The sequence below is a fragment of the Arthrobacter sp. TJ-236 genome, from assembly GCF_058269235.1.
The window spans coordinates 273,425-296,452 of sequence record NZ_JBZCNI010000002.1 but is presented as its reverse complement, the minus strand read 5'-3'; the positions used below and the strand labels follow the sequence as shown (position 1 = coordinate 296,452).

Annotated in this window: 25 protein-coding genes; 15 read left to right on the top strand and 10 right to left on the bottom strand. The window is 71.2% G+C overall.

Annotated elements, in window-relative coordinates:
• The first annotated feature begins 41 nt into the window (after positions 1–41).
• On the top strand, positions 42–173 hold the full coding sequence (locus tag AC4D16_RS10120) for a hypothetical protein (RefSeq protein WP_490950360.1): 132 nt from the start codon (positions 42–44) through the stop codon (positions 171–173).
• Positions 174–283: 110 nt separating this feature from the next.
• Here the strand turns inward: AC4D16_RS10120 and AC4D16_RS10115 are convergent, their stop codons facing one another.
• Positions 284–439, bottom strand: coding sequence for a hypothetical protein (locus AC4D16_RS10115; protein WP_490950361.1), 156 nt, complete (start codon positions 437–439; stop codon positions 284–286).
• 120 nt (positions 440–559) lie between these two features.
• Positions 560–1,312, bottom strand: a complete 753-nt coding sequence (locus AC4D16_RS10110) for a hemerythrin domain-containing protein (RefSeq protein ID WP_490954893.1) — start codon at positions 1,310–1,312, stop codon at positions 560–562.
• 106 nt (positions 1,313–1,418) lie between these two features.
• Between AC4D16_RS10110 and AC4D16_RS10105 the strand changes: the two genes are divergently transcribed.
• Together AC4D16_RS10105 and AC4D16_RS10100 are read left to right on the top strand one after the other, a co-directional pair.
• Entirely contained in the window at positions 1,419–2,162 is a 744-nt protein-coding gene (locus tag AC4D16_RS10105; RefSeq protein ID WP_490950363.1) for a DUF429 domain-containing protein, read from the top strand.
• The gene (locus AC4D16_RS10100; RefSeq protein WP_490950364.1) at positions 2,159–3,175 is read left to right on the top strand and encodes a hypothetical protein; all 1,017 of its coding nucleotides are present in this window, start codon (positions 2,159–2,161) and stop codon (positions 3,173–3,175) included. The genes AC4D16_RS10105 and AC4D16_RS10100 overlap by 4 nt, the downstream gene beginning before the upstream one ends.
• A gap of 143 nt (positions 3,176–3,318) precedes the next feature.
• On the opposite strand, the gene AC4D16_RS10095 is transcribed toward AC4D16_RS10100, so the two are convergent.
• Entirely contained in the window at positions 3,319–4,233 is a 915-nt protein-coding gene (locus AC4D16_RS10095; RefSeq protein ID WP_490950365.1) for an alpha/beta hydrolase family protein, read from the bottom strand.
• Positions 4,234–4,627: 394 nt separating this feature from the next.
• Between AC4D16_RS10095 and AC4D16_RS10090 the strand changes: the two genes are divergently transcribed.
• The 9 genes from AC4D16_RS10090 to AC4D16_RS10050 all read left to right on the top strand — a co-directional run bounded on the left by AC4D16_RS10090 (position 4,628) and on the right by AC4D16_RS10050 (position 12,472).
• Positions 4,628–4,909 (top strand): hypothetical protein, encoded by a 282-nt coding sequence (locus AC4D16_RS10090; protein WP_490954892.1) that lies wholly within the window; start codon positions 4,628–4,630, stop codon positions 4,907–4,909.
• Positions 4,906–5,682: a sigma factor-like helix-turn-helix DNA-binding protein gene (locus AC4D16_RS10085; protein ID WP_490954891.1), complete on the top strand. Its 777-nt coding sequence runs from the start codon at positions 4,906–4,908 to the stop codon at positions 5,680–5,682. The genes AC4D16_RS10090 and AC4D16_RS10085 overlap by 4 nt, the downstream gene beginning before the upstream one ends.
• A gap of 58 nt (positions 5,683–5,740) precedes the next feature.
• On the top strand, positions 5,741–6,157 hold the full coding sequence (locus AC4D16_RS10080; RefSeq protein WP_490950368.1) for a VOC family protein: 417 nt from the start codon (positions 5,741–5,743) through the stop codon (positions 6,155–6,157).
• 111 nt (positions 6,158–6,268) lie between these two features.
• Entirely contained in the window at positions 6,269–6,904 is a 636-nt protein-coding gene (locus AC4D16_RS10075) for a DUF3060 domain-containing protein (protein WP_490950369.1), read from the top strand.
• Positions 6,905–7,040: 136 nt separating this feature from the next.
• The gene (locus AC4D16_RS10070; protein ID WP_490954890.1) at positions 7,041–7,550 is read left to right on the top strand and encodes a hypothetical protein; all 510 of its coding nucleotides are present in this window, start codon (positions 7,041–7,043) and stop codon (positions 7,548–7,550) included.
• A complete protein-coding gene (locus tag AC4D16_RS10065) occupies positions 7,550–9,316 on the top strand; it encodes a sensor histidine kinase (RefSeq protein WP_490954889.1) in 1,767 nt (588 codons plus the stop codon). The genes AC4D16_RS10070 and AC4D16_RS10065 overlap by 1 nt, the downstream gene beginning before the upstream one ends.
• The gene (locus tag AC4D16_RS10060) at positions 9,313–9,657 is read left to right on the top strand and encodes a response regulator transcription factor (RefSeq protein WP_490954888.1); all 345 of its coding nucleotides are present in this window, start codon (positions 9,313–9,315) and stop codon (positions 9,655–9,657) included. Before AC4D16_RS10065 ends, AC4D16_RS10060 begins: the two co-directional genes overlap by 4 nt.
• Entirely contained in the window at positions 9,654–11,180 is a 1,527-nt protein-coding gene (locus AC4D16_RS10055; RefSeq protein WP_490954887.1) for an SLC13 family permease, read from the top strand. Before AC4D16_RS10060 ends, AC4D16_RS10055 begins: the two co-directional genes overlap by 4 nt.
• Before the next feature lie 74 nt (positions 11,181–11,254).
• On the top strand, positions 11,255–12,472 hold the full coding sequence (locus tag AC4D16_RS10050; RefSeq protein ID WP_490954886.1) for a glycerate kinase: 1,218 nt from the start codon (positions 11,255–11,257) through the stop codon (positions 12,470–12,472).
• Positions 12,473–12,659: 187 nt separating this feature from the next.
• Here AC4D16_RS10050 and AC4D16_RS10045 read toward each other — a convergent pair whose 3' ends face one another.
• Genes AC4D16_RS10045 through AC4D16_RS10030 form a run of 4 tightly spaced genes read right to left on the bottom strand, consistent with a single transcriptional unit; the run spans position 12,660 to position 16,211 of the window.
• The gene (locus tag AC4D16_RS10045) at positions 12,660–13,055 is read right to left on the bottom strand and encodes a universal stress protein (RefSeq protein WP_490950375.1); all 396 of its coding nucleotides are present in this window, start codon (positions 13,053–13,055) and stop codon (positions 12,660–12,662) included.
• A complete protein-coding gene (locus tag AC4D16_RS10040) occupies positions 13,052–14,665 on the bottom strand; it encodes a tripartite tricarboxylate transporter permease (protein ID WP_490954885.1) in 1,614 nt (537 codons plus the stop codon). The genes AC4D16_RS10045 and AC4D16_RS10040 overlap by 4 nt, the downstream gene beginning before the upstream one ends.
• Positions 14,658–15,200, bottom strand: a complete 543-nt coding sequence (locus tag AC4D16_RS10035) for a tripartite tricarboxylate transporter TctB family protein (RefSeq protein WP_490950377.1) — start codon at positions 15,198–15,200, stop codon at positions 14,658–14,660. Before AC4D16_RS10035 ends, AC4D16_RS10040 begins: the two co-directional genes overlap by 8 nt.
• Positions 15,201–15,203: 3 nt before the next feature.
• Complete coding sequence (locus AC4D16_RS10030; protein ID WP_490950378.1) at positions 15,204–16,211, bottom strand: Bug family tripartite tricarboxylate transporter substrate binding protein; 1,008 nt, start codon at positions 16,209–16,211, stop codon at positions 15,204–15,206.
• 193 nt (positions 16,212–16,404) lie between these two features.
• Between AC4D16_RS10030 and AC4D16_RS10025 the strand changes: the two genes are divergently transcribed.
• The 3 genes from AC4D16_RS10025 to AC4D16_RS10015 are packed head-to-tail and all read left to right on the top strand — an operon-like array spanning position 16,405 to position 19,555.
• Positions 16,405–17,994: an ATP-binding protein gene (locus tag AC4D16_RS10025; RefSeq protein ID WP_490954884.1), complete on the top strand. Its 1,590-nt coding sequence runs from the start codon at positions 16,405–16,407 to the stop codon at positions 17,992–17,994.
• A complete protein-coding gene (locus AC4D16_RS10020; RefSeq protein ID WP_490954883.1) occupies positions 17,991–18,758 on the top strand; it encodes a response regulator in 768 nt (255 codons plus the stop codon). Before AC4D16_RS10025 ends, AC4D16_RS10020 begins: the two co-directional genes overlap by 4 nt.
• 47 nt (positions 18,759–18,805) lie before the next feature.
• Entirely contained in the window at positions 18,806–19,555 is a 750-nt protein-coding gene (locus AC4D16_RS10015; RefSeq protein WP_490954882.1) for an NADPH-dependent F420 reductase, read from the top strand.
• A gap of 100 nt (positions 19,556–19,655) precedes the next feature.
• On the opposite strand, the gene AC4D16_RS10010 is transcribed toward AC4D16_RS10015, so the two are convergent.
• The 3 genes from AC4D16_RS10010 to AC4D16_RS10000 all read right to left on the bottom strand — a co-directional run bounded on the left by AC4D16_RS10010 (position 19,656) and on the right by AC4D16_RS10000 (position 23,014).
• On the bottom strand, positions 19,656–20,333 hold the full coding sequence (locus AC4D16_RS10010; RefSeq protein ID WP_490954881.1) for a response regulator: 678 nt from the start codon (positions 20,331–20,333) through the stop codon (positions 19,656–19,658).
• Entirely contained in the window at positions 20,326–21,597 is a 1,272-nt protein-coding gene (locus tag AC4D16_RS10005; RefSeq protein ID WP_490954880.1) for a sensor histidine kinase, read from the bottom strand. The genes AC4D16_RS10010 and AC4D16_RS10005 overlap by 8 nt, the downstream gene beginning before the upstream one ends.
• 121 nt (positions 21,598–21,718) lie before the next feature.
• Positions 21,719–23,014: a LamG domain-containing protein gene (locus tag AC4D16_RS10000; RefSeq protein ID WP_490954879.1), complete on the bottom strand. Its 1,296-nt coding sequence runs from the start codon at positions 23,012–23,014 to the stop codon at positions 21,719–21,721.
• Positions 23,015–23,028 lie beyond the last annotated feature (14 nt).

Here is a 23,028-nt window from a genome sequence, read left to right as displayed (position 1 = left end):
CTGGCATGGCAGCACGCACACCGCCGACCGGAGGAGGAACCATGGCCATCGCAGAGGACGACGGTGGGGAGATGATCGTCGGGGACGTCACCCACAGCGGTGGCCGGGCACTCGCCGTCGGGGTCTCGGCGCCCGCCGGGGGCGACGGCGCCTCGCACGTGAGCATCGGCTAGGTGGAGCAGGGCGAGCGCCTGGAGCTCACCGTCCGGGAGGCCACGGCGCTGAGGGACGAACTCACGCGGATCCTCGGCGACCTCGCAGAACACGAGGAGCACGGCCGGCGCTAGGCCTGGACCTGGGTCTCCCCCACGACGATGCGGTGGTTCAGGTCGCACTGGAAGACGGCGATGGTTCCGGGGGGCACCGGGCCCTCCGCGGGCCACTGGTCCTCACTCAGCTCGATCAGGGCCGAACCGCAACTGGGGCATCGGGCTTCCATGCGTACGTCCTGTCCTCTCGGGGCGGAGCCGCCTCCGGTCTCCTGCCTCCCCACCTGTTCAGTACACACCGGACGCCGCTCCGGCACCAGCGGCGCGGCTTGGGAGCCGGGCACCCCGTCTCATGCGGTGCGCCGCCGTCCGAGCACCGCGACGGCCGCCACCCCCAGGGCAGCGGCCCCCACAAGGAGGGCACCCCAGGGAAGCGAGGGCTTCCCCGCCAGGGATCGTGTGGAGGAATCGTCGCCGGAGCGCATGATCGGCAGGAGCTCGACGGCGTGCGCTGCACGGGCCAGTGCCGAGCTGCCGCGGTGGAGCGAGGGCGTGAGCGACGCCAGTGCTCGCAGCACCAGGGTGTCGACGACGTCGCGGGCGCGGTCGAGGACGGACAGCGGGAGGGCGGTGACGACGTTCCCGGGCGGCCTGCGCGCCACCAAGGGGTGGACGCGCGTGGGTGCGATGCGGCGCACGAGCTCCCAGAGCACGCTGAGGACCTGCAGCTCGAACCGTGACAGCTGCTCCTGCAGGCGGGGGAACAGGGCGTACTCCTCGTCACGGACGTCGTCGTCGAGCACCTCCGTGAGCCGTCCCAGCAGCTGTGCCCGTTCCGGCGAGCCGTCGTCGAGCCCTTCGAGGGTCGTCACCAGTTCGTTGATCTCCTGGTGTTCGCGTTCCACGGCGAGGGTCAGCTCACCGCCGTCGCTGAGGACGCGGCGCATCACGGGCCAGAGAACGGACTCCTCAGCGAAGGCGTGCGGGAACACGAGGCGGTAGATCGCGAGCAGCGTGGCCGCCTGCTCCTCACGGGAGCTTCCGCGGAGGCGCTGCACGAGGGCGTCGAGCTTCTCGTGGTCCCGCTTCTGCCGCACGAGCACGCTGAGCCGCCCGCCGAGCTGCAGCCTCCATCCCTACCCGCTGCCCACCTGCGCGGCACCCCTTTTCCGCCCTGTCCCCGCCACACTCCGATGCCTATAATTGGGGGTGCTCACAGCCGGAGTGGACCTCGCAGCCGAGACGAAGGGCACGGCCCTCGCGGTGCTCGACTGGTCGCAGCCGACCGTCACGGTGGAGCTCGAACTCGGTGCCTCCGACGCCCGCATCGCCGCGACTGCGCCGTCGGTGCGCAGCCTCGGCATCGACTGCGCCTTCGGGTGGCCCGACGACTTCGTGGCCTTCCTCGTCCGCCACGCCGCGGGTGACCGCGTTGCTCCCGCCGAGGATGCGGGGATGGACTGGCGCCGCCGCCTCTCCTACCGCGTCACCGATCGCGCCACCCGCGAGATCACCGGCAGGTGGCCGCTCAGCGTCGCCACGGACCGGCTGGGCCTGACCGCGATGCACTGCGCGGTGCTGCTCGACCTCGTGGGCGACGCCCTCGGGGCGCCGGTGGACCGCTCGGGCGGGGGCACCGCCGTCGAGGTGTACCCGTCGGCAGCGCTGCGCGGCTGGGATTTCGACACGCGCGGCTACAAGAACGACGCCGGGGTGCGGCGTGCACTGCTGTCCCACCTCCTCGCCCGCGCGCCCTGGTTGGTCCTCACCAAGGCGGACGAGCAGCTCATGATCGCCTCGGACGACGCCTTCGACGCCGTCATCGCAGCCCTCGCCGCCCGCGCGCACGCTCTCGGCCGGACGCACGGGGTGCCTGACGAGCACCTCGAGCAGGCGCGCCGCGAGGGCTGGATCGCCCTCCCGTCGGGCGCCTTCGAGGACCTCGCGCCGTGAGCGGCCCCGACGACACCACGTTCGACGCCGATCTCACCGCGAGGGCGAGGGATCTGTACGCGCTGGCCCTCGATCAGTTCATCAGTGGCCGGAACGCGGCCGCCGCGGACGCGAAGCGCTCCGGGGACAAGGATCTGGCCGCGGCGCTCCGCGGACTGCCCAAGCCGGCGTCCGCGGCGTGGCTCGTCAACGTGCTCGTGGACCGGCGTCGCGCGGAGGTGGAACAGGTGCTCGAGCTCGGGGCGTCGCTCCGGGAGGCGCAGGAGGGGCTCGACCGCGCGCAGCTCAACGCCCTCGGCCAGCAGCGTCAGAGGCTCCTCGCCGCCGTGGCGCAGGAGTCCCTCGCGGCGGCGTCGGAAGCCGGGCACGAGGTGGGGCCGGCCGCGCTTCCCGGCGTGGAGCAGACCCTCCGCGCGGCTCTCGCGGACCCCGGTGCCGCTGCGGCGGTGCTCACCGGACGGCTGGTGCGGACGCTGGAGGCCAGTGGCTGGGACGCCGTCGACCTCGACGGAGCAGTCGGGGGTCCCTTCACTCCGCCCGGAGCCGAGGGGGACGAGGGGAACGGCTCGGACGAGTCGGACGACTCGGACGGGGACAGCAGCGCGGACGGGAGCAGCGGCGGCGCCGACGGTGCCGGTAACGGGGCCGACTCCGGGGCCCGCGGCCCACAGGACGACGGCGCGCCCGACGCCCGGTCCGCGGCGAGGGCCGCGCGGCGCCGGAAGCAGGCCGAGGCGGCTCTCGCGGCGGCCCGCGCATCACGGGAAGCCGCCGAATCCGCGGCGGCCGAAGCGCACCAGGAGGTCGAGCGGGCGGCCGCACGGCGCACGGAGGTGAAGGCCTCCATCGAGGATCTCGAACGGCAGCTGGACGCCCTCCGGAAGTCGCTCTCGGATCTCGAGAGCTCCTCGCCCGACCTCACTCAGCGGGCGGACGAGGCGGACGCCGAACTGGCGGAGGCCCAGGACGAGGAGGACGCGGCGTCCGACGATCTCGACCAGCTCACCGGGTGAGAGGCCGAACGCCCCGCGACCGGTGGCTGCGGGGCGTTCGGAATGGAACAGGTTGCCGGGCGCCGTCCTCGATGGCCGGGCCGGCGCCCGTCCGGCCGGGAGCGGAGGCTCCCACATCGGCGTCCGATCCGGCCGGGCGGGGCTCAGAACCCGCAGGGGCTCTGGTACGCCGAGATCGCGGTGCTGGTGGCGGGGGCGGGGCAGAGGAACTGGGAGTACCGCAGGTCGTCGTCCACGAAGCGCTTCAGCCACGAGATGCTGTAGGACGCGATGGTGGTGTTGCTCGAGGTCGGCGCGTAGTGCGAAGCACCGCGGAGCTCCAGGTACGCCTTCTGCGACAGGTTCGTCAGCCCGTTGTAGAGCGGGATCGCGTGGCGACTGGTGGATGCGACGTTGTCGTTCTGCGCGCCGATGATCAGGCTCGGGGTGGTCACCTCGGGCCAGCTCTTGTCCACGTTGTACGGCGTCATACCGATGGTGGCCTGCAGCGCCGGGTTGTCCTTCGCCGCTTCGAGCGTGCCGCCGCCGCCCATGGAGTGGCCCATGACGGCCAGGCGGGTGGGGTCGATCCGGTCGCGGACGGTGCTGGACTGCGTCAGGTAGGTCAGCGCCGCGTTGAGCTGGTCCCCGCGCTCGGAGGGCTGGTCGTAGCGTGAGCGGGTGTCGATGGTGAACACCACGAAGCCCTGCGACGCGAGGCGCGGGCCGAGCCACGAGATGCTCGACTGGGACGCCGTGTACCCGGGGGCGATCGCCACGGCGCCGAACTTCCCCGCCGTCGTCGTCGTGGGGTAGTAGATGGTGCCGCCGCCGAAGGTGCGGGCGGCGAAGGAGGACACCGTGGTGGTGGCGGTGGCGAAGCTGCCGCGGGTGGCTTCGATGCTGGCACGGGTGGGCGCGGGCCCACGCTCGTTGACGTTCGCCACCACCATCGTGGCCGGCGCGACGGCGGACGGTGCAGAGACGGGAGCTGCGGAACCGCTGAGCGCGGTGCCGAGCAGGAGCGAGGTGACGGCGGCCGAGACGGCAGCCGCGCGGGTGAGGCGGAAAGATGGCACGGGGAGGGCTCCTCTGGGGATGGTTCGAACGGGGGCGCGACGGATCGCGGGTGGTACCCGGACAAGGGCCGAACGTGGGTGGGACCGGGTGGGTCCGCCGGCGGCGCGACACCGGTGGAACCTGATCCCATCGTGAGAGTAGGACCCGCCTCCGACATCGGCAACAGCAATCTCGCCGGTCTGGTTTTTCCCTCGCGTGCATGAGAAAGTTCGCCGCCGAGGTGTCGAGTACGTAACTTTCGTGTGGTCACGGCGGGTTGATGGGGTGGCGGGCTACTTTTCGGGGCGGTGCATGCCTACGCTGAGGCGAAGCGCCCTGATCGGCGTGCCGCTCACGCATCGATGCACGTCCTGTGCTGGAAGGGCCGGCCTCCTGGGGCCGGTGAGGTCTCACATGTACGTCGAGAAGAACACGCCTGCGCCCCATGACGACCGGCTGTATGCCCTCGAGGCGGCGCGGCTCCGGCTGCTGGACACCATGCTGGTGCTGCGCTGCGACTGCGCGGATGTCTTCTCCGACCCGCGGCGCACCGCGTCCGAGCGCGACGTCGCCGCCCTCGAGCTCGCGCAGGTGGTCGGGCAGATCCGCAGATGCGACGACGAATTACACCTTCTGCGTGAGCAGGCGCGGGATTCCCTCGCCGCACCCGCTGCGCCGGAAGGCTGGTTCGGATGACTGCCGGCACCACGGGATCGGCCGAGAACACGAGCGCGACCGACGGCACACCGACGGGCAAGCAGAAGGGCACGTCGAAGGGCACCTCCACGAGCTCGGCGAAGAGTGCGGTGAACGGCTCGACGGAGAGTGCGACGAAGAGTGCCACGAAGAGCCCTTCGAAGGGCACCTCGAAGGCGTCCTCGAAGATGTCCTCGAACAAGGGCAAGGCGGCCATGGGCAAGGCCGCGACGCTCGCACGGCTCCTGGAGCGCGTGGCGGCCGGTGACCGCGCCGCGTTCGAGAAGCTGTACCGCCGTACGGCGGCCAGCGTCTACGCCCTGGTGCGCAGGCTGCTCCCCGACGAGGCCGCGAGCGCGGCCGTGACGGAGGAGGTCTACGTCCGCGTGTGGGCCGGCGCCCACGCCTACGAGCGCACGCGGCACAGTGCCGAGCACTGGCTCCTGAACCTGACGCACCGGTGCGCGGTCGAGAGGATCCGCACGGCCGGGCCGGCTCCCGCGGTGGCGCCCGAGGCCTCGCTGCTCCCCTCGCTCGCCGGTGCGTCCGCGATGCATGCCATCTCCCTTCTCACCCCCGAGCAGGCGGAAGCGCTGGAACTGAGCTACCTCGGCGGCCGCACGCACGCGGAATCGGCGCGTGAACTCGGCGTCGATCAGGCCACGTTCCGGCTGCGCGTCGGCACGGCGCTCTCGCGGCTGCGTCAGGGCATGGAGGCGGACGCCGGGAACCTGCGGGGCTCCGGAACCGACCTCCGTCAGGATCCTCGCTGAGGGCGGAGCACTTCCCCTCCGCGCGCAGGACGTCCGTGGGGCGTGTCACACTGCGAACATGACGATCCCCATCGAGGCCTACGCCCACGTCCGCTTGACGGTCACCGACATCGACGTCTCACGGGCGTTCTACGACGCCCTCTTCGGCCTGCCCGTGGCTTTCGAGGTACCCGAGGGCGCTGACGAGCAGACGCGTGAGCAGCTGGGTTTCCTCTACGGCGGTGTCATCTATCAGCTCGGCGGCACCCTCCTGGGCCTGCGACCGGTGGCGTCGGACAGCTTCGACGAGGACCGCGTGGGTCTCGACCACGTCGCCTTCACGGTCGCGAGCAGGTCCGTGCTCGACGACGCAGCGAGCCTGCTCGAGAGCCGCGGGATCACCCACGCCGGAGTCAAGGACATCGGCGCCGGCCACATCCTCGAATTCCGGGATCCCGACAACATCGCGCTGGAACTCTTCGCCCCGAACGGCTGACCACCGCGGCCGATTATGAGAGAGCCTTCATCGGCACCTCATGTTCGGCTCACATGGGCCCGTCACTGTTGATCCACACCCTGCTGGATCAATCGTGAAGGACTTGCACCCATGCGCCTGCCCGCCCGCTCCCTCGTCACCCTGACCGCCTCCGTCGCTACGCTCGGACTCGTGGTGGGCTGTAGTGCGCCCGCGCAGGATGTCGACCTCCAGACCTCGGGAGCCACGCCGTCCTCCTCGCCGGCCCCGGCTTCACCCTCCGCCGCGCCGTCGTCGGCCGCTCCGACCGCCGCATCATCCGCGACGCCCGGCTCCACCCCCGGCGCGCCCGGACAGGCCGCCGGGAACGCAGGCGGCGCCGTCGTCATCGGCGCCGGTGACGACTACTCGATCGACGCGTCGGGCTCCTCCGTGACCCTCACCTGTGACGGCGGTGGTGACGTGAGCATCGACGCCGACAACGTGACCCTGACGGTCACCGGCCCCTGCGAGGACATCGAGGTGGACGGCGACGCGAACACCGTCACGGCCGGCGACGCCGACGAGTTCTCCGTGGACGGCGATTCCAACACCCTCACCGGTGCGGCCGTCCGCGCGGTGGACCTCGATGGGGATGCCACCACCGTCACCGTGCGGTCCACCGACGAGGTGGACATCGACGGATCCACCAACACCGTGACCTACGCCGAGGGTGAGCCGCGGATCCAGGACGACGGCGACGGCTCGAACACGGTGACCCGCGGCTGATCCCGGTCCGCCCGCTCCTCCCCCGCACCAGCTCACTGCGCGCCGCGATCCACGTGCTCGCTGCACCACGGCGCGCGTGCTCGCGCGTCCCCGCCACACCCCCACCGCTTCCTCCTTCATGCCCCAGGAGTCCGTCATGGCCCTCATGCCCCGCATCCTCGCAGCCACCGGTCTGCTCGCTGTCCCCGCACTCCTCGCGGTGGCGAGCCAGTCCCTGGCGACGCCGGCCGACGTCCCGCCGGTGGAACCGCAGACGGTCGTCGTCGACCTCGCGCCCGCCGGCGCCGCGGACGACGGCGGCACCGCCGACCGCAGCACCGGGAACGGCGCCGCAGGCGACGACACCGGAGGGGACGGCACGGGGAACGGCACGGGGAACGGCGCCGCGGAGGAAACCGGACCGGGCACGCCGCCCGCAGCGTCGCCCGCTCCTAGCACTCCGAGCCCAGCGCCGACGGACGCCGAACCGGCACCCGCACCCGCACCTGCTCCGGCACCAGCTCCGGCACCAGCTCCCGCTCCTGCCCCCGCACCCGCTCCCGGCCCGGCCCCCGGGCTCGTGGAGCGTGAGGTGCTCGACGACGGACTGGAGGATGACGCCGGGGACGATACCGGGGATGACGACGGCTCGGACGGTGACGACTGATGGCCGCCGATGCACGTGACGCACTCCGGGCTCCGGGCACGGGAATGCCGGCGTCGCCCCTCCCCAGGAAGCCGCTCGGCGGCTCCGCCGTCTCGGCACGCTGGCGGATCGTCGGCTGGATCATCCTGACCACCGCCCTCGCCCTGCTCGCTCTCGTGGTGACGGTGCGTTCGCTGCTGATCGCGGGCGTGGACCGCGAGGCCAACGACGACGTGGTGCAGGAGGTCCAGGAGTTCACGACCTTCGCCTCCGAGGCCGTGGATCCGCAGACCGCCCAGGAGTACACGTCGGTGGGCGCCCTGCTGGAGCGCTATCTGTCGCGCCAGAACTCCTCGTCCTCGGAAGTGATCCTCGGACTCACCGGTGACGAGGTGCTCTACCTCGGCTCCTACGCGGGAACGGTGGACGACGGCGGCTACCGGCTCACGGACGATGCCGCCATCCTGCAGGAGCTGCGGCAGGACCCGGCGGCGTCCGGCGTCCTCGAGACCCCGGCGGGCATGATGCGCTGGGGGAAGGTGGATGTGCAGGCCGGCTCGGAGGACGGGTCGCTCGTCATCGCCAACTTCACCCGGGTGGGCTACGCCGAGGTGCAGGAGACCGTCACCGTGATCTTCTTCGTGGCCCTCGGCGGCCTGCTCTTCACGGCCGGCATCGCCTGGCTGGTCGCCGGGCAGATCCTCCGCCCCATCCGGGACGTCCGGCGGGTCGCGGCCGAGATCACCGAGTCCGACCTCACGCTGCGCGTCCCCGTCCAGGGGCGCGACGACGTCGCAGCGCTCGCCACCACCTTCAACGACATGCTCGACCGCCTCGAGCAGGCCTACGTGACCCAGCGACGGTTCATCGACGACGCCAGCCACGAGCTGCGGACGCCCATCACGGTCATCCGCGGGCACCTCGAACTCATCGACGACGAGCCCGCGAGCCGGAGGGCGACCCTCGCCCTCGTGGACGACGAACTGTCGCGGATGGCCCGGATCGTCTCGGACCTCCTGCTGCTCGTGAAGGCGGAGCGCGCCGACTTCGTGCGGCAGGAACCCGTGGACGTGGCGCACCTCATGCTCGATCTCGACGCGAAGATGCAGGCGCTCGGGGACCGCCGGTGGCTACTGATGGAGGTTGCCGAGGGCGTTGCGCCCCTCGACCGGCAGCGGGTCACCCAGGCGATGCTGCAGCTCGGCGCGAACGCGGTGCAGTACTCACCCCAGGGTTCGGCGGTGCGGCTCGGTTCGGCCTTCGAGGGCCGCGGTGCGGCACGTCAGCTGCGGCTGTGGATCGAGGACACGGGCCCCGGCGTCACCGAGGAGGAAGCGGGCGTGATCTTCGAACGATTCCAGCTCGGCACCGCGGGCGCGCTGCCTGCCGACCGGTTGGCCCAGGGCGGTCAGCGCGGCGGCGCGGGCCTCGGACTCTCGATCGTGCGCGCCATCGCCGACGCCCACGGCGGTTCGGCCTGGGTCCGCAGCGAGACCGGACACGGCTCCACCTTCGGCCTCCTGCTGCCGGCACCGCAGACGGTGACGCATCGCTCCGGGGACGCGACCGGTGCGCCGTCGCCGTCGTCGGCTCCACCCGCTCCTGGCGGTCCGGCCGCACCGCCGGCGCCACCCGCGCATCCACCGCTGCTCGTCGCCGCGCGGACCGGTACGAACGCCGCGTCGGGCGGCCGCCCGGTGACGGCCCAGCTCCCGATCCAGCAGCCCCGCCCCGACCGCCTCCCGTCCGACCAGCCCCTGCGGGACACCCTGAAGGAGACACCATGAGCCGCGTCCTGATCGCCGAGGGGAACGCCGCCCTCGCCTCCCGGCTCTCCGCGGCCCTCGAGGATGCCGGGTACAGGACCGAGCAGGCCGACGACGGCGAGACGGCGCTCTTCCTGGCCCGCGCCGCCGGGTTCGACCGCCTCATCCTCGGAGCCGATCTGCCGCTCCTCGCCGGCCCCGAGGTCCTCGCTCAGATCCGCAGCGAAGGCGTGACCACTCCAGCGATCGTGCTGACGCGTGGTGAAACCGCCGGCGGAAACGAGCACGGAGCCGGCTCCACCCGGCACCTCACCACGCCGTTCCTCCTCACGGACCTGCTGGCCCTGGTGCGGCTGCCATGAGCGTCGTCGAGCACTCCACCACTCCCCCGCAGCGCACCGGCGGCAGGCCGGACCGCCGCCCGGAGGCGAAGCTGCCGGGCGCGGGCCGACCGGCTGTCGTGCGAGTCGCTGGGGCCGCGGTCGGGCTCGCCCTCGCGGTGGGCATCATCCTCGCCGCGCAGCAGCCCGGCTCCGGACTGACGCCGCAGGGTGCCGTCACCCTGATGGTCTTCGTCCTGGCCGTCTGGCTGTGGATCTTCACATCGATCGACGACACCTACGTGGCCCTCGGCGCGGCCACGGTCCTGGTGCTCACCGGGACCATGGACACCGGTGCGCTGTTCTCCACGCTCGGCGAGGAGACGGTCTGGCTCCTGCTGGCGGCCTTCGTGATCGCCGCAGGAGTGCGAGCGTCCGGACTCGCCACCCGTGGTGCCGCGTTCATCATCACGGGCGCCTCCACCCCGCGGCAGCTCGCGCACCTCACCACCCTGGCGCTCGTGGTCACCGCATTCGCGGTGCCCTCGACGTCGGGCCGCGCCGCCCTCGCCCTGCCGGTGTTCCTCGCTATTCGGCAGGCACTGCCCGGCCGCACCGCCCTGGTGCGGGCGCTGGCCATCCTCTTCCCGTCGGTGATTCTCCTCTCGGCCGTCGGCTCGTTCCTCGGCGCGGGGGCGCACCTCATCACGAGCCAGATCCTCGAGACGGCCACCGGCAGCGGCTTCGACTTCGCCACCTGGCTGCTCCTCGGCCTGCCCCTCGCCCTCGTGGCGTCGCACAGCTGCGCCGAACTGGTGCTGCACCTGTTCACGACGGGCGCGGAACGCCGCGAGCGCCTGAGCATCAGCACGGCCGATCTCGAGGAGCACTCCGCCACACCCGTCACGGGGCCGCTCACCGTCGCCGAGTCGCGGGCCGCGCTCCTGCTCGGGGCCGTCGTCGTGCTGTGGTGCACCGAACCCCTCCACGGGCTGCACCCCGCGCTCGTGGCGCTGATCGGGGCGCTCATCGCCGCATCACCGGCCTACGGCTCCGTCGATCTCGCGAAGGGGCTGAAGTCGGTCCCGTGGTCGCTGCTGCTGTTCATGGCGGCCACGCTGGCCCTCGGCAACGCCCTCGTCTCCACCGGCGCCGCCACGTGGCTCGCAGGCGGGGTTCTCGAACCCATCCGGGCGCTCGGTGCCGCTGCCGCGCCGCTGTTCGTGGTGCTCGTGGTGGTGCTGTCCACCCTCGCCCACCTCGTCATCCAGAGCAGGTCGGCGAGGTCCGCGGTGCTCATCCCCCTCGTGATCGCCCTCGCCCCCGCCGTGGGTGTGGACCCCATGGCCGCGGCGTTCGCCTCGACCGCCGCCGCCGGCTTCTGCCATACGTTGCCCAGCTCGGCCAAGCCGGTCGCGATGTTCGCCGCCGTGGACGGTGTGGAGACGTACTCGCCGAAGGACCTGCTGCGGCTCTCGACCGTCCTCGCGCCCGTCAACCTGATCCTCGTGCTCGCCTTCAGCTTCCTGGTGTGGCCGCTGCTCGGCCTCCCGCTCTTCCCCTGACCGCCGTCCTGACGACCACCCGACCCCCATCAACATCGCCGAACACCGACCGACACCGACCGAGGAGAACCACCATGGCAGTCCCCCAGCGCATCCTGATCGCACCCAGCGGTTTCAAGGAGTCCCTCGACGCGGAGACCGTGGCCCGATCCATCGCCGCGGGGGTCCGCCGCGTGCTGCCGGGGGTGCAGATCACGGCCGTCCCGATCGCCGACGGCGGTGAGGGCACCGCCGCCACGCTCGCTGCCGCGACGGGAGGCGTGCTCGTCCCCGTCAACGTGACCGGGCCGGTGGGTACCCCCGTCGAGTCCCACTTCGCGCGCCTCGGCGGTGCCGCGACCGGTACCGCGGTCGTGGAGATGTCCGCCGCCGCGGGCCTCCGGCTCGTACCGCGCACGCTCCGCGACCCGGGCGCCACCACCACCTACGGCGTGGGCGAACTCATCCGGGCGGTACTCGACGAGGGCATCCGCACCATCGTGGTGGGATGCGGCGATTCGGGCACGAGCGACGGCGGTGCGGGCGCGCTCCAGGCGCTCGGCGCGAAGGTGCTCGACGGCAAGGGACGCGAGCTGCCCTTCGGTGGGTCCGCACTCATCCGGGCCGAACAGCTGGACCTCTCCGGCCTCCACCCCGGCGTGCGGGAGGCGACGATCGTGCTCGCGTGCAACCAGCACAACGTGCTCTGCGGGAAGAAGGGGGTGGCGCGCGTCTTCGGGCCCCAGAAGGGCGCCTCACCGAAGCAGGTCGAGGAACTCGCGAAGGCCATGCGCCAGTGGGCGCGGGTGCTGGAGCACGACGGCGTGGGCGCCGGCGTCGACTACCGGACCGGGCCGGGGACCGGCGCCTCCGGCGGTCTCGGCGCGGGTCTCGCCGCCGTCGGCGCGAGCCTCGTCCCCCGGTTCGAGGCGCTGATCGACAGCGGACTCGCGGGGCTGGACCTCGACGCCCTCATGCAGAAGGCCGATCTCGTGATCACCGCCGAGGGAGCCATCGACTTCCAGACGCCGAACGGCAAGGTGCCCGCCGTCGTCGCGCACCGGGCGCAGCTGGCCGGGGTACCGGTGCTGGCGCTCGCGGGATCGCTCGGCAAGGGTGCCCCGGACGTGCATGACATCGGGATCGACGCGATCGCCTCGATCATGACCATCCCGATGAACCTCGAGGACGCGGTGGCGAACGGCGAGCAGCTGCTGATCGAGGCGACGGAGCGCACCATGCGGCTGCTGCTGCTCGGCGCCGCGGTGTCGTCCTCCGTGGATGCGAAGCGTCGTGAGGCGCCGGTGCTCTGAGCTGTCACACCCAGAGGCGTCGAAGGGCGTGCAGGCGGCAGGACGGGCTCCGAGGGGGCGGATGGAACCCGTCCTGCCATCTGTAGGTCGTTGCCCGGCCACCGAACCGCACGCACTGTCTCTTGTGATGCGTGGCACACGTGCGGCTCGGTGGTCTGGTTCTGCAGGGTCCGACGGCGGACGAGCGTCAGGGCAGCTTGACCGCCAGGACGTTGCAGCGGGCGGTCAGCAGGATTGTCTGCGCCGTCGAGCCCATGATCAGCTTCCCCACGGGCGTGCGGTGCCGCAGGCCGATCACGATCAGCTCGGCCCCCACCTCGGCGGCGACGTCGACCAGCTCCTCCGCCGCCGTCGCCTCCGAGAGGCTGTGGCGGATGGCGTAGGGCACGCCTGCACCGCCCAGCATGGCGTCGAGGCGAGCCACATCGGCGTCGTCGGCGTAGGCCGGGTTGACCAGCCGGTCGGCACGGGCGGTGTTGATGACCACGAGATCGGCCTGCCGGAGGCGAGCCTCCTCGATGGCCGCCGCGACGGTCGCCTCGCCGAGCGGATTGGGGACGAATCCCACCACGATGGTGCTCATCGATCGGTGTCCTTCCAGGTGGTGTCGGTGGCGGTGGTGTCGGTCGCCACAGCGGGCACGTCCGTTCCGCGGACGACGTCGGCGGCATCGGTGTTCGCCGCCACCATCGCCTCGAACTGGCGCTGGCGCCGCTTGAGGAGGAACGAGAGCGCGAAGATGACGATCAGCGCCACGTAGATGACCGCAGCCACCGGCGACTGGATGAGCGCCACCGGGTCACCCTGCGAGATGGCGAGCGAGCGCCGCAGCTGGCTCTCGAAGATCGGCCCGAGGATCAGGCCCACCACCATGGGGGCGATCGGGTATCCGTAGCGCCGCATGAAGAAGCCGAGGATCCCCACGATCAGGAGGATGATCACGTCGATCGGCGTGAAGTTCACCGAGAACGCGCCGAGGACGGCGAACACCAGGATGCCCGAGTAGAGATAGGGCCTCGGGATCTGCAGGATCTTGACCCAGATGCCCACCAGCGGCAGGTTGAGCACCAGCAGCATCAGGTTGCCCACGTAGAGGCTCGCGATGAGCGCCCACACGAGGGTGCTGTTGGACTCGAACAGCTGCGGCCCCACGGGGATCTGGTAGCGCTGGAACGCGACGAGCATCATGGCGGCGGTCGCCGTCGTCGGGATGCCGAGCGTCAGCAGCGGCACGAGCACGCCCGCGGCGGCCGCGTTGTTCGCGGCCTCCGGACCGGCCACACCCTCGATGGCGCCCTTGCCGAACTCCTTCTTGTTCTCGCCCTTGGCGAGCTTGCGCTCGGAGGCGTAGGAGAGGAACGTCGCGACGTCGGCGCCGCCCGCGGGGATGGTCCCGACCGGGAAGCCGATCATGGTCCCGCGCAGCCAGGGCCGCCACGAGCGGCGGAGGTCGTCCTTCCGGAGCCAACTGGTCCAGCCGCCCGTCACCGGGATGATCTTGATCGGGCCGTGCCGCAGGCGGGACGCCACGTACAGGGCCTCGCCGACGGCGAAGAGCGCCACCGCCACGAGGACGACGTCGATCCCGTCCGCCAGGAACGGACTGCCGAAGGTGTAGCGCTGCTGCGCGGTCAGGGCGTCGAAGCCGACGAGCGCGATGAACAGGCCGAGGCCCAGCGAGGCGAGGCCCCGGAGCACCGACGAGCCGAGTAGCGCGCCGACCGTCAGGAAGGCCACCACCATCAGGGCCACGTACTCGACCGGGCCGATCTGCACCGCGAAGGCCGCGACGTACGGGGCCACGAAGCTCAGCAGCACGGTGGCGATGGTGCCGGCCACGAAGGACCCGACCGCCGCCGTCGCCAGCGCCGCCGCTCCCCTGCCGGCCTTCGCCATCTTGTTGCCCTCGAGCGCCGTGACGATCGAGGAGGACTCCCCGGGGGTGTTGAGGAGGATCGACGTCGTGGACCCTCCGTACATACCGCCGTAGTAGATGCCCGCGAAGACGATGATCGCCGCCGTCGGCTCGAGGCTGTAGGTGATGGGCATGAGCAGGGCCACGGTCATGGCGGGGCCGATGCCGGGCAGCACGCCCACGGCGGTGCCGACGAGCACGCCGCCGAGCGCGAAAAGCAGGTACATGGGCTGCATCGCCGTGGCGAAGCCGTCCATGAGGAGCATGAAGTTATCCACCGAACACCTCGATCCCGGAGAGCAGGCCGGCGGGCAGGGAGACGCCGAGCAGCCCGGCGAACACGAACTGCAGCACGAGCGCGAGCACGACGGCGGTCACGAGGTTCCGCCACCAGGGGCGAGCCCCGAGCGACCACGCGGCGCCGAAGAACAGGATCGCTGCCGCGACGGGCCAGCCGAGCGGCACGATCAGGAAGGCGTGGAGCAGCACGAAGCCGGCGAGCTTGCCGACCGTGAGCCAGTCGGTGCCGGCCTCGAGGTCCACGTCCTCCCCCTCGTCGGGGGCGCCGCGCTTGCCGCGCAGCACCTGGAGGACCAGCCCGGCGCCGACGACGACGAGCAGTGCCGAGACGGCGAACGGCCAGGCACGAGGGCCGATGTCGCTCGCGGAGGGCGGGGTCTGGATCCCGGCGCCGGCGACGAACCCGACGACGCCGATGCTCACGATGATGAGCGCGAAGACGAGCTCACCCACCGCAGGGCCGGGAGCAGCAGCCGTGCTGCTCCCGGGCGCGTTCTGCACGGAGGTGCTCATGGGCTAGAGCAGACCGATGTCGGTGAGCGTGGCCTTGACCTCGGTGATGTCCTCGTTGAGGAAGGTCTCGAACTCCTCGCCGGTCAGGAAGGCGTCGCTCCAATTGTTCTCCTCGAGCGTGGCCTTCCAGGTGTCGGTGCCGTGCAGGTCCGTGACGAGCTGCGTGAGCTTCTCCGCCTGGGCGTCGTCGATGTTCCCGGGAGCCACCACACCGCGCCAGTTGGTGAGCACGAGATCCACGCCCTCCTCGGTGAGGGTGGGGGTCTCGGGCAGCTGCGGTGCGGCTTCCTCACCGGACACCGCGAGCGCGCGCAGCGTGCCTGCCTCGACCTGCTCGGCGTACTCGCCGACACCGGAGATGCCCGCGTTGACCTTGTTGCCGAGCAGTGCCGCGAGGGACTCGCCGCCGCCGGAGTAGGGGATGTAGTTCAGCTTGTCGGAGGAGATGCCGGCTTCCTTGAGCACGGACCCCGCGAGGATGTGGTCCGCGCCTCCTGCCGATCCGCCCGTGATGGAGACGCCCTGGCCCTTGGCCTCGACGTCGTCGAGGAGGTCCTGCAGCGTCTGGTAGGGCGACTCGGCCGGCACCACGATCACGAGGGGCTCCTCGGTGAGGCGGGCGATCGGCGTGGTGTCCTCGATGCGGTTGGCGGCGTTGTTGGTCTCGACCGCACCCACCATGACGTAACCCATGACCATGAGCGTGTTGGGGTCCGTCTCCGTGGCGAGCTGCGCGAGGCCGTTGGTACCCCCGGCACCACCGACATTGACCACCTGTGCGTTGCCCACGAGGTCGTTCTCGGTGAGGTCCGTCTCCATGGCACGGCCGGTCTGGTCCCACCCTCCGCCGGGATCGGCGGGGACCACGATGTTGAGGCGCTCGATGGCGCCGTCGTCGCCGCCGGCGGTGGTGCTCTGGGTCATGGAGCTGCAGGCCGAGAGCGCGAGGGCGGAGACGAGGGCGAGGGACGTGATCGCCGAACGGCGCGTCGTGATGCGGGAGGTGGTCATGGGATCTCTTCCTTGAGATTGGGCGCTCGGTGGGAGCGGGAACGTGTGTGATGCGGATCACCACTGCTGTGCTCAGGGTAGGAAGGTGGCTGAGCGGGGGTAAAGCATGCGGTCGTAGTGCTCGTAGTGGTCTTTGTGGTCACCGCCCCGCCCCGGCAGTGCCCCATGTCACACTGGATGGATGATCAGGACGATGTCGCTTCGATCGCAGCTGTTCTTCCTGCAGCTCGCCATCGTCCTCGTCATCGTCGCGGTGGCAGGCGGCACCGCCGTCACCATGCAGCGCCTGCAGATCCGCGAGCAGTACCAGGACCGGATGCTGGGCGTCGCGCAGTCCGTCGCCCAGCTGCCCTCGGTGGTCGAGGCCTTCGACGAGACCGACCCGAGCGCCACCATCCAGCCCATCGCGGACCTCATCCGGCAGTCCACCGGCGTGACCTACGTCGTCGTCACGGATGACGAGGGCATCCGCTACTCGCACCCGAACCCGGACCTGATCGGGGAGCTCGTGTCCACGGATCCGTCCGTGCCGCTCTCCGGTGACACCTTCGTGGGCACCCAGACCGGGACGCTGGGCAAGTCGTGGCGCGCGAAGGTCCCCATCCGCAACAGCGACGGCGGCGTCATCGGCACGGCGTCCGTGGGTGTCCTCGAATCCGAACTCGCCGCCGACCTCTACGAGGACCTCCCCCGCCTGCTCATCTGGCTGATCGTCGCCGCGCTGGTGGGCTCGGCGGGTGCCAGCTGGATCTCGCGCCTGGTCTGGCTGCGGATCTACCGCCTCGAACCCGAGCAGATCGCCACCCTCCTCGAGACACGCGATGCCATGATCCACGGCATCAGCGAAGGGGTGGTGGCCGTCGATGCGCACCACCGGATAGCACTGCTCAACGACGAGGCGAAGCGGCTGCTGGGCCTCGACGACGCCGCCACCGGCCGCCCGGCCGAGGACGTCATGGAGCCCTCCCTCGCGCGGCTGCTCACCGATCCGGCGGACACCGACGAGACCGTGCTCTCCGGCGAGCGCGTGCTCCTCGCACGCACCTCGGACGCCCTGGTGGACGGCACGCGGGTGGGCCGCGTGATGATCCTCCGTGACCGCACCGAGCTCTACCAGCTGCTCACCGATCTCGACGGCGAACGCGACGTCACCCAGGCGCTCCGCGCCCAGGCGCACGAGTTCGCGAACCGCATGCACACCATCTCCGGGCTCCTCGAGCTCGGCAGGACCGAGCAGGCGGTCGACTTCATCTCGCGCTCCGGCCACGGCGGGTCACTCGTCTCCGGGAGCATCGCCCCCGGCATCCAGGACCCGGACGCCGCGAGCCTGCTCATGACGAAGAGCACCATCGCGGCCGAGAAGGGCATCGACCTCATCATCGACGACTCCTCGACCCTCGCACCGGACGGCACCACCGACGTCGTGACCGTCCTCGGCATCCTGATCGACAACGCGCTGGAAGCCGTGACGGCGAGCGGGCGCGGCGACGGCCAGGTCTCGGTGCACGTGGCCACCGAGCCTGGCTCCGTCCGCATCACCGTTGCCGACAACGGCCCCGGCGTGGCCCCGGCGGACCTCGACGGCATCTTCTCCTCCGGGTACTCCACGAAGGACGGCGGCCGGACCGGGACGCGCGGCTTCGGCCTGGCGCTGGTGGACCGCATCGCCCGGCGCCGCTCGGGGCACGTGGTGGTGGACGACGCCGACCTCGGCGGGGCCGAGTTCACCGTCTGGCTCTCACCGTCCCACGTCGAGGCGCGCGCCGGGCTGCAGGTGCCATGACCCTCCCCGCCACCGTTCCCCAGATCCCCACCCTCGTGGTCGACGACGACCACGAGGTTGCGGGGATCCACACCGGCTTCCTGCTCGCGCACGGCGCGTTCGACGTCGTCGGGGCCGCGCACACCGGCACCCGCGCGCTCGAGCTGGCCGAGACCCTGAGGCCCCGGCTGGTGCTGCTGGACATCCACCTGCCGGACATGACGGGCATCGACGTGCTGCGGGCCCTCCGCAACCGCCCCGGCGACCCTCTCGACGTCATCGCGATCACGGCCGCCCGCGAGCTCGACACCGTCCGTGCCGCCGTGGCCGGCGGCGTGCTGCACTACCTCGTGAAGCCGTTCAACGCGGCCGTGCTCAACGAACGGCTGGACCACTACGTCGCCTACCGCCGCGAACTCGACGACCACGCGGCCGCCGGAGGCTCCGCCCTCGACCAGGGGCGGATCGACCAGCTGCTCCGCACGGGCGCGACCCCGGGCGCCGGCCCGGGGAGCGCGTCGGGGACTGCGACGGGCACCGCCACGCTCCTGCCGCCCAAGGGCCTCTCCGCCCCCACGCTCGACGCCGTGATGCTGGACGTCCGTGCGCACGGCGGCGGGACGTCCGCCTCCGAAGTGGCCGAGCGCCTCGGTATGGCGCGCGTCAGTGCCCGCCGGTACCTGGAGTTCCTCGTGGCGCGGGGCCAGGCGCGGATCGTCCCGCAGTACGGGTCCGCGGGGCGGCCGGAGAAGTTCTACGTGTGGACGGACGCGGGCGCCCGCTGAGACCTGACTCCTGAGGAATAACACTGCGCACACGCCGTTGTCCCTGCATGACCGAGAACACAGCCCCGAACACAGCCCCGGACACGACGCCCACACCGACAGGGCACACGCGGACGGCGGCGGACACGTCCGTGCAGCCACGTGGCGTCCGCAGCACCATCGGGTTCATCGGCTCGGGCAACATCGGCGGGCAGCTCGCGCGCCTCGCCGTCGCCCGCGGCTACCGAGTGATCATGAGCAACTCCCGCCGCCCGGAGTCGCTGCAGGAGCTCGTGGCCGAACTCGGTGACAGTGCACGCGCCGGCACGGTGGAGGAGGCGGCCACCGGGGGCGACGTCGTCGTGGTCACCATCCCGCTCAGGAGCATCGATGCCGTCCCCGCCGAGCCGCTGGCGGGCAAGCTCGTCATCGACACGTGCAACTACTACCCGGAGCGCGACGGGCACATCGCCGAACTCGACGACGAGACGACCACCACGAGCGAATTGCTGCAGCGCCACCTCCCCGGGTCCTCCGTGGTGAAGGTGTTCAACGGCATCCACTTCGCGCAGCTGACCACGGACGGCACACCCACGGGGACGCCGGGCCGCCGCGCCCTGCCCATCGCCGGTGACGACTCGGACGCCAAGCAGGCCGTGACCGAGCTCCTCGACGAGTTCGGCTTCGACACCGTCGACGCCGGTGCCCTCGCGGAGGGGTGGCGCTTCCAGCGCGACACCCCCGCCTACGGGCCGCAGCTCGACGCCGACGGCCTGCGCGAGGCGCTCGGGCGGGCTGCCCGCTACGCGGACATGTAGGCAGCCAGTGCATCGGCCGGATCCGTGCGGCTCACACCGGCGTCGGCCCGGTCGGCCCGATCCCAGTCGGTACCGCCCGTACCGGCCGGCATCGTTCCAGTCAGCCGAGCAGTCGGTGCTCGTACGCGAAGGCGACGAGCTGGATGCGCGTGCGGACCTCGAGCTTGCTGAGGATGCTGCGCACGTGGGACTTCACCGTGGCCTCCGAGAGGAACATGCTGCCGCCGATCTCCCCGTTGCTCAATCCCTTCGCCACGAGCAGGAACACGTCACGCTCCCGGCTGGACAGGGCGTCGATCGCACGGAGGTCCGGCAACGGAGGGCGTGCGCGGTGCCCGAACAGGTCGTGCGCGGCTCCGGGTGCGAGTACGGCGTGACCGGCGTGCACGGCCCTGATGCTTGCGAGCAGGAACTCCGGCTCGGCACTCTTGAGCAGGTAGCCACTCGCCCCGGCATGCACGGCCTCCACCACGGCCTCGTCGCGCGTGAACGTGGTGAGGACGATGATCCTGGGCGGGTCGTCGACCCGTCCGGCGAAGAGCTCCATGATGCGGCGCGTCGCCGTCACGCCGTCCAGCACGGGCATCCGCACGTCCATGAGGACGACGTCGATCTCCCCTCGCTCGACGAGCGCCACCGCTTCCTCGCCGGTGCCGCCGCCGCCTGCGAAAGCGAGGTCCGGCTGCGACTCGACGAGCATCTGGATGCCGGCGCGGAACAGCACCTGGTCGTCCACGAGGGCCACCCGGATGACGGTGCCAGGAGCGGCCTCACCCACGGGTGAGCGCTCCCTGGTCCGGCATACCCAAGGCATCGACCTGCCGCGGACCGAAGGGAAGGAACGCCGTCACCCGGAAGTGGTCGCCGTCGGGCCCTGCCGCGAGCCACCCGCCGGCGAGGTGGGCACGTTCACGCATGCCCGAGATACCCCGCCCGGTCGACGGCGATACCACGCGGTCCTCGAGCGGCACCTTCGGATCGGAGGCCACCTGCAGGGCGAGGCCCGGACCGCTCCAGTCGAGGTGCACCCTGACCTCGGTCCCGGCACCGCCGTGTTTGAGAGCGTTCGTCAGGCTCTCCTGGACGATCCGGTAGATCGCGAGCTCCTGACCCGCGGGCAGGTCGACCGGCTCTCCCGAGTGCGTCCTGCTGATCAGGAGGTGGCCCTCCTCCATGGTCGCGGTCAGCGCGTCGAGGTCGTCGAGGCCCGGCTGCGGCGAGTCCACGCCGTCGGCCCGCACGCCCTCGATCACCCGCTGCGCATCGGTGAGGGCCTTCCGCGCGGAATCGCTGATGTTCTCGAGTGCCCGCAGCACCGTGGGCGACTGATCCCTGCTGAGGTAGCGCGAGCCGTCCGCCTGCGCCACGATCACGGCCAGGGAGTGAGCCAGGACATCGTGGAGGTCCCGGGCTATCCGCGTCCGTTCCTGCTCGATCAGAAGATCCACCTCCGTGCTGCGGAGGCTCTCGGCGAAGGCTTCGCGCTCGCGGTCGAGCGCCCGCCGCTCCTCGGAGTTCCGCAGGAGGAAGCCCGCGAGCCAGGCGACGCCGAGAGCGAGGACAGCGAAGGAGCTGAGGATCGTCCACGCCACGACCATCTCGTACCGCGACGCGAAGACGGGACCGCCCAGGTTCGTCAGCTGACCGCTGTACTGGCGCGAGAGAAGGAGGAAACACACCGTCGCGGCCACGACCGGGATGGCCGCGAACCCGATCATGCGGAGCTTGCGCGTCGAATTGGCGATCACGAAGAACAAGGCGAACGCCAGACCGAAGTTCATGGGCCACGTGTTCTCGTTCATCGGCGGCACGAGGGTCACCAGCTGACCCACGAGCAGCACTCCCATGAGGACGAGGGACACCGCTGGCTGCCATGCCGCAACACCGATCATCACGGTGATCATGGCGAGCGGGATCGCCCCGTCCCATGTGACGTAACTCCCGCCCATCCGTCCAGCTTCCGCCACGCACCAGAGGACGAAGAAGACGACGGCGGCGGTCGGCGCGCCCCAGCGGTGGGTGAAGGCGAGAAGGTGGGTCATGGATCCAAGCTAGCCCTGCGACAACCCGCCGAACCGCGACCGGATATGTGTTCAGCCCTGCGGCTGCGAGGAGTAGCCGCAGGGCTGAGTCCCCCGTCGGACGGGCATCCTGCCGCGGGGGCTACTTCCCGCCGAGGACGATCGGCGAGCAGCGTGTCCCCTCGCAGATCTGGTACCTGACGGACGCCCTCGTCGTCGTCGTCGAGTAGCGGCCCGTATTGGGGATGGTGGTCCTGACGCCGTTCGTCACGAGGGTCACCGTCGTCGCCTTCGTCCCCGACCATGCCAGCGCCGTGATGATCCCGCCGCGCACCTTGGCGCTCGCCACGGCGAGCTTGATGGAGGGCACCGGAGCAGGGGCAGGGGCTGGCGCCGGTGCCGGTGCCGGTGCCGGAGCAGGGGCAGGTGCCGGAGCCGGGGCAGGTGCCGGAGCAGGTGCCGGAATCGGAGCAGGGGCAGGTGCCGGAGCAGGGGCTGGCGCCGGAATCGGAGCAGGGGCTGGCGCCGCCGGAACCGGAGCAGGGGCAGGCGCCGGAGCAGGAGCCGGCGTGAAGGAGAAGTCCCTCACCACCACCTTCTCCGGCTTGACCGCCGCAGGGGTGCCTCCGCCGCCGTCGGTCACCCACAGGTTGAAGTGGATGGTCTCGCGAGCGGGCTCGGGGACGTTCTCGCCCTCCAACACCGTGCGCTTGAGCAGCGGCCCGGCGTAGCCCTCCCCCGCGAAGGTCTCGAAGGTGAGCTTGTTCGGCTCCCACACCAGGCGGTGGGTGAGGATTGGGTGGTTGGTGACACCGAAGATCGCGGTGTTGTTGCCCACTCCGGGGGGCTTGGTGGCGTCGAACCAGAAGCCGTGGCCCTGCGTCACCGGCCACACCTGGTTGTAGTTGCTCCCTCCGCCCCAGGAACTGGCCTCGCAGAGGTCCATCTCGTTGTAGCCGGGGGCCACGGCGGGGTCGTAGGTGAAGAGGCACCCCCACACCACTTCCTTCTGCAGCGTGGTGAGGTCCTTCTCGATGGTGGTGCTGTAGGTGCCGTACCCGAAGCCGTGCCGCGTGGTGTTGAACTCCGCCCCGATCGCCGCCTTGCCCGTGGGGTTGGAGAGGGTCATGGTCACATGGCCGTTCGCGTCGGGGCTGCTGACGTTGGCCGGGTCGAAGAGCTTGTTGTAGTTCGGTGCGCCACTCCACCACCGCTTCTCCCAGTTGAAGCCCTTCCAGGCGAAGTCGCCCACCGGGCCGGGGTTGGCCGCCATCGGGGTGGTGTCGGCGGCGGTCGCGGGTGCCGGGACGGCGACCGCCAGCATCAGCGCTGCGGTCACGGCCCCGATGAAGGACGCCGCGTTCCGACGCCGGTGCTGTGGGCGGGTCTCGACGGTGACTGCCTGGCGGGCACGACGACGTACGGGAAAAGGAAGCATGGCGGAGACCTTCT

Excerpts from the sequence above, each read along its gene's own strand:
- AC4D16_RS10080 (WP_490950368.1), top strand. The coding sequence starts at position 5,741 with ATGACGATCCCCATCGAGGCCTACGCCCACGTCCGCTTGACGGTCACC.
- AC4D16_RS10115 (WP_490950361.1), bottom strand. The coding sequence starts at position 439 with ATGGAAGCCCGATGCCCCAGTTGCGGTTCGGCCCTGATCGAGCTGAGT.
- AC4D16_RS10065 (WP_490954889.1), top strand. The coding sequence starts at position 7,550 with ATGGCCGCCGATGCACGTGACGCACTCCGGGCTCCGGGCACGGGAATG.
- AC4D16_RS10035 (WP_490950377.1), bottom strand. The coding sequence starts at position 15,200 with ATGAGCACCTCCGTGCAGAACGCGCCCGGGAGCAGCACGGCTGCTGCT.
- AC4D16_RS10075 (WP_490950369.1), top strand. The coding sequence starts at position 6,269 with ATGCGCCTGCCCGCCCGCTCCCTCGTCACCCTGACCGCCTCCGTCGCT.
- AC4D16_RS10120 (WP_490950360.1), top strand. The coding sequence starts at position 42 with ATGGCCATCGCAGAGGACGACGGTGGGGAGATGATCGTCGGGGACGTC.
- AC4D16_RS10060 (WP_490954888.1), top strand. The coding sequence starts at position 9,313 with ATGAGCCGCGTCCTGATCGCCGAGGGGAACGCCGCCCTCGCCTCCCGG.
- AC4D16_RS10005 (WP_490954880.1), bottom strand. The coding sequence starts at position 21,597 with ATGACCCACCTTCTCGCCTTCACCCACCGCTGGGGCGCGCCGACCGCC.
- AC4D16_RS10020 (WP_490954883.1), top strand. The coding sequence starts at position 17,991 with ATGACCCTCCCCGCCACCGTTCCCCAGATCCCCACCCTCGTGGTCGAC.
- AC4D16_RS10090 (WP_490954892.1), top strand. The coding sequence starts at position 4,628 with ATGTACGTCGAGAAGAACACGCCTGCGCCCCATGACGACCGGCTGTAT.
- AC4D16_RS10015 (WP_490954882.1), top strand. The coding sequence starts at position 18,806 with ATGACCGAGAACACAGCCCCGAACACAGCCCCGGACACGACGCCCACA.
- AC4D16_RS10050 (WP_490954886.1), top strand. The coding sequence starts at position 11,255 with ATGGCAGTCCCCCAGCGCATCCTGATCGCACCCAGCGGTTTCAAGGAG.
- AC4D16_RS10085 (WP_490954891.1), top strand. The coding sequence starts at position 4,906 with ATGACTGCCGGCACCACGGGATCGGCCGAGAACACGAGCGCGACCGAC.
- AC4D16_RS10055 (WP_490954887.1), top strand. The coding sequence starts at position 9,654 with ATGAGCGTCGTCGAGCACTCCACCACTCCCCCGCAGCGCACCGGCGGC.
- AC4D16_RS10045 (WP_490950375.1), bottom strand. The coding sequence starts at position 13,055 with ATGAGCACCATCGTGGTGGGATTCGTCCCCAATCCGCTCGGCGAGGCG.
- AC4D16_RS10000 (WP_490954879.1), bottom strand. The coding sequence starts at position 23,014 with ATGCTTCCTTTTCCCGTACGTCGTCGTGCCCGCCAGGCAGTCACCGTC.
- AC4D16_RS10030 (WP_490950378.1), bottom strand. The coding sequence starts at position 16,211 with ATGACCACCTCCCGCATCACGACGCGCCGTTCGGCGATCACGTCCCTC.
- AC4D16_RS10070 (WP_490954890.1), top strand. The coding sequence starts at position 7,041 with ATGGCCCTCATGCCCCGCATCCTCGCAGCCACCGGTCTGCTCGCTGTC.
- AC4D16_RS10025 (WP_490954884.1), top strand. The coding sequence starts at position 16,405 with ATGTCGCTTCGATCGCAGCTGTTCTTCCTGCAGCTCGCCATCGTCCTC.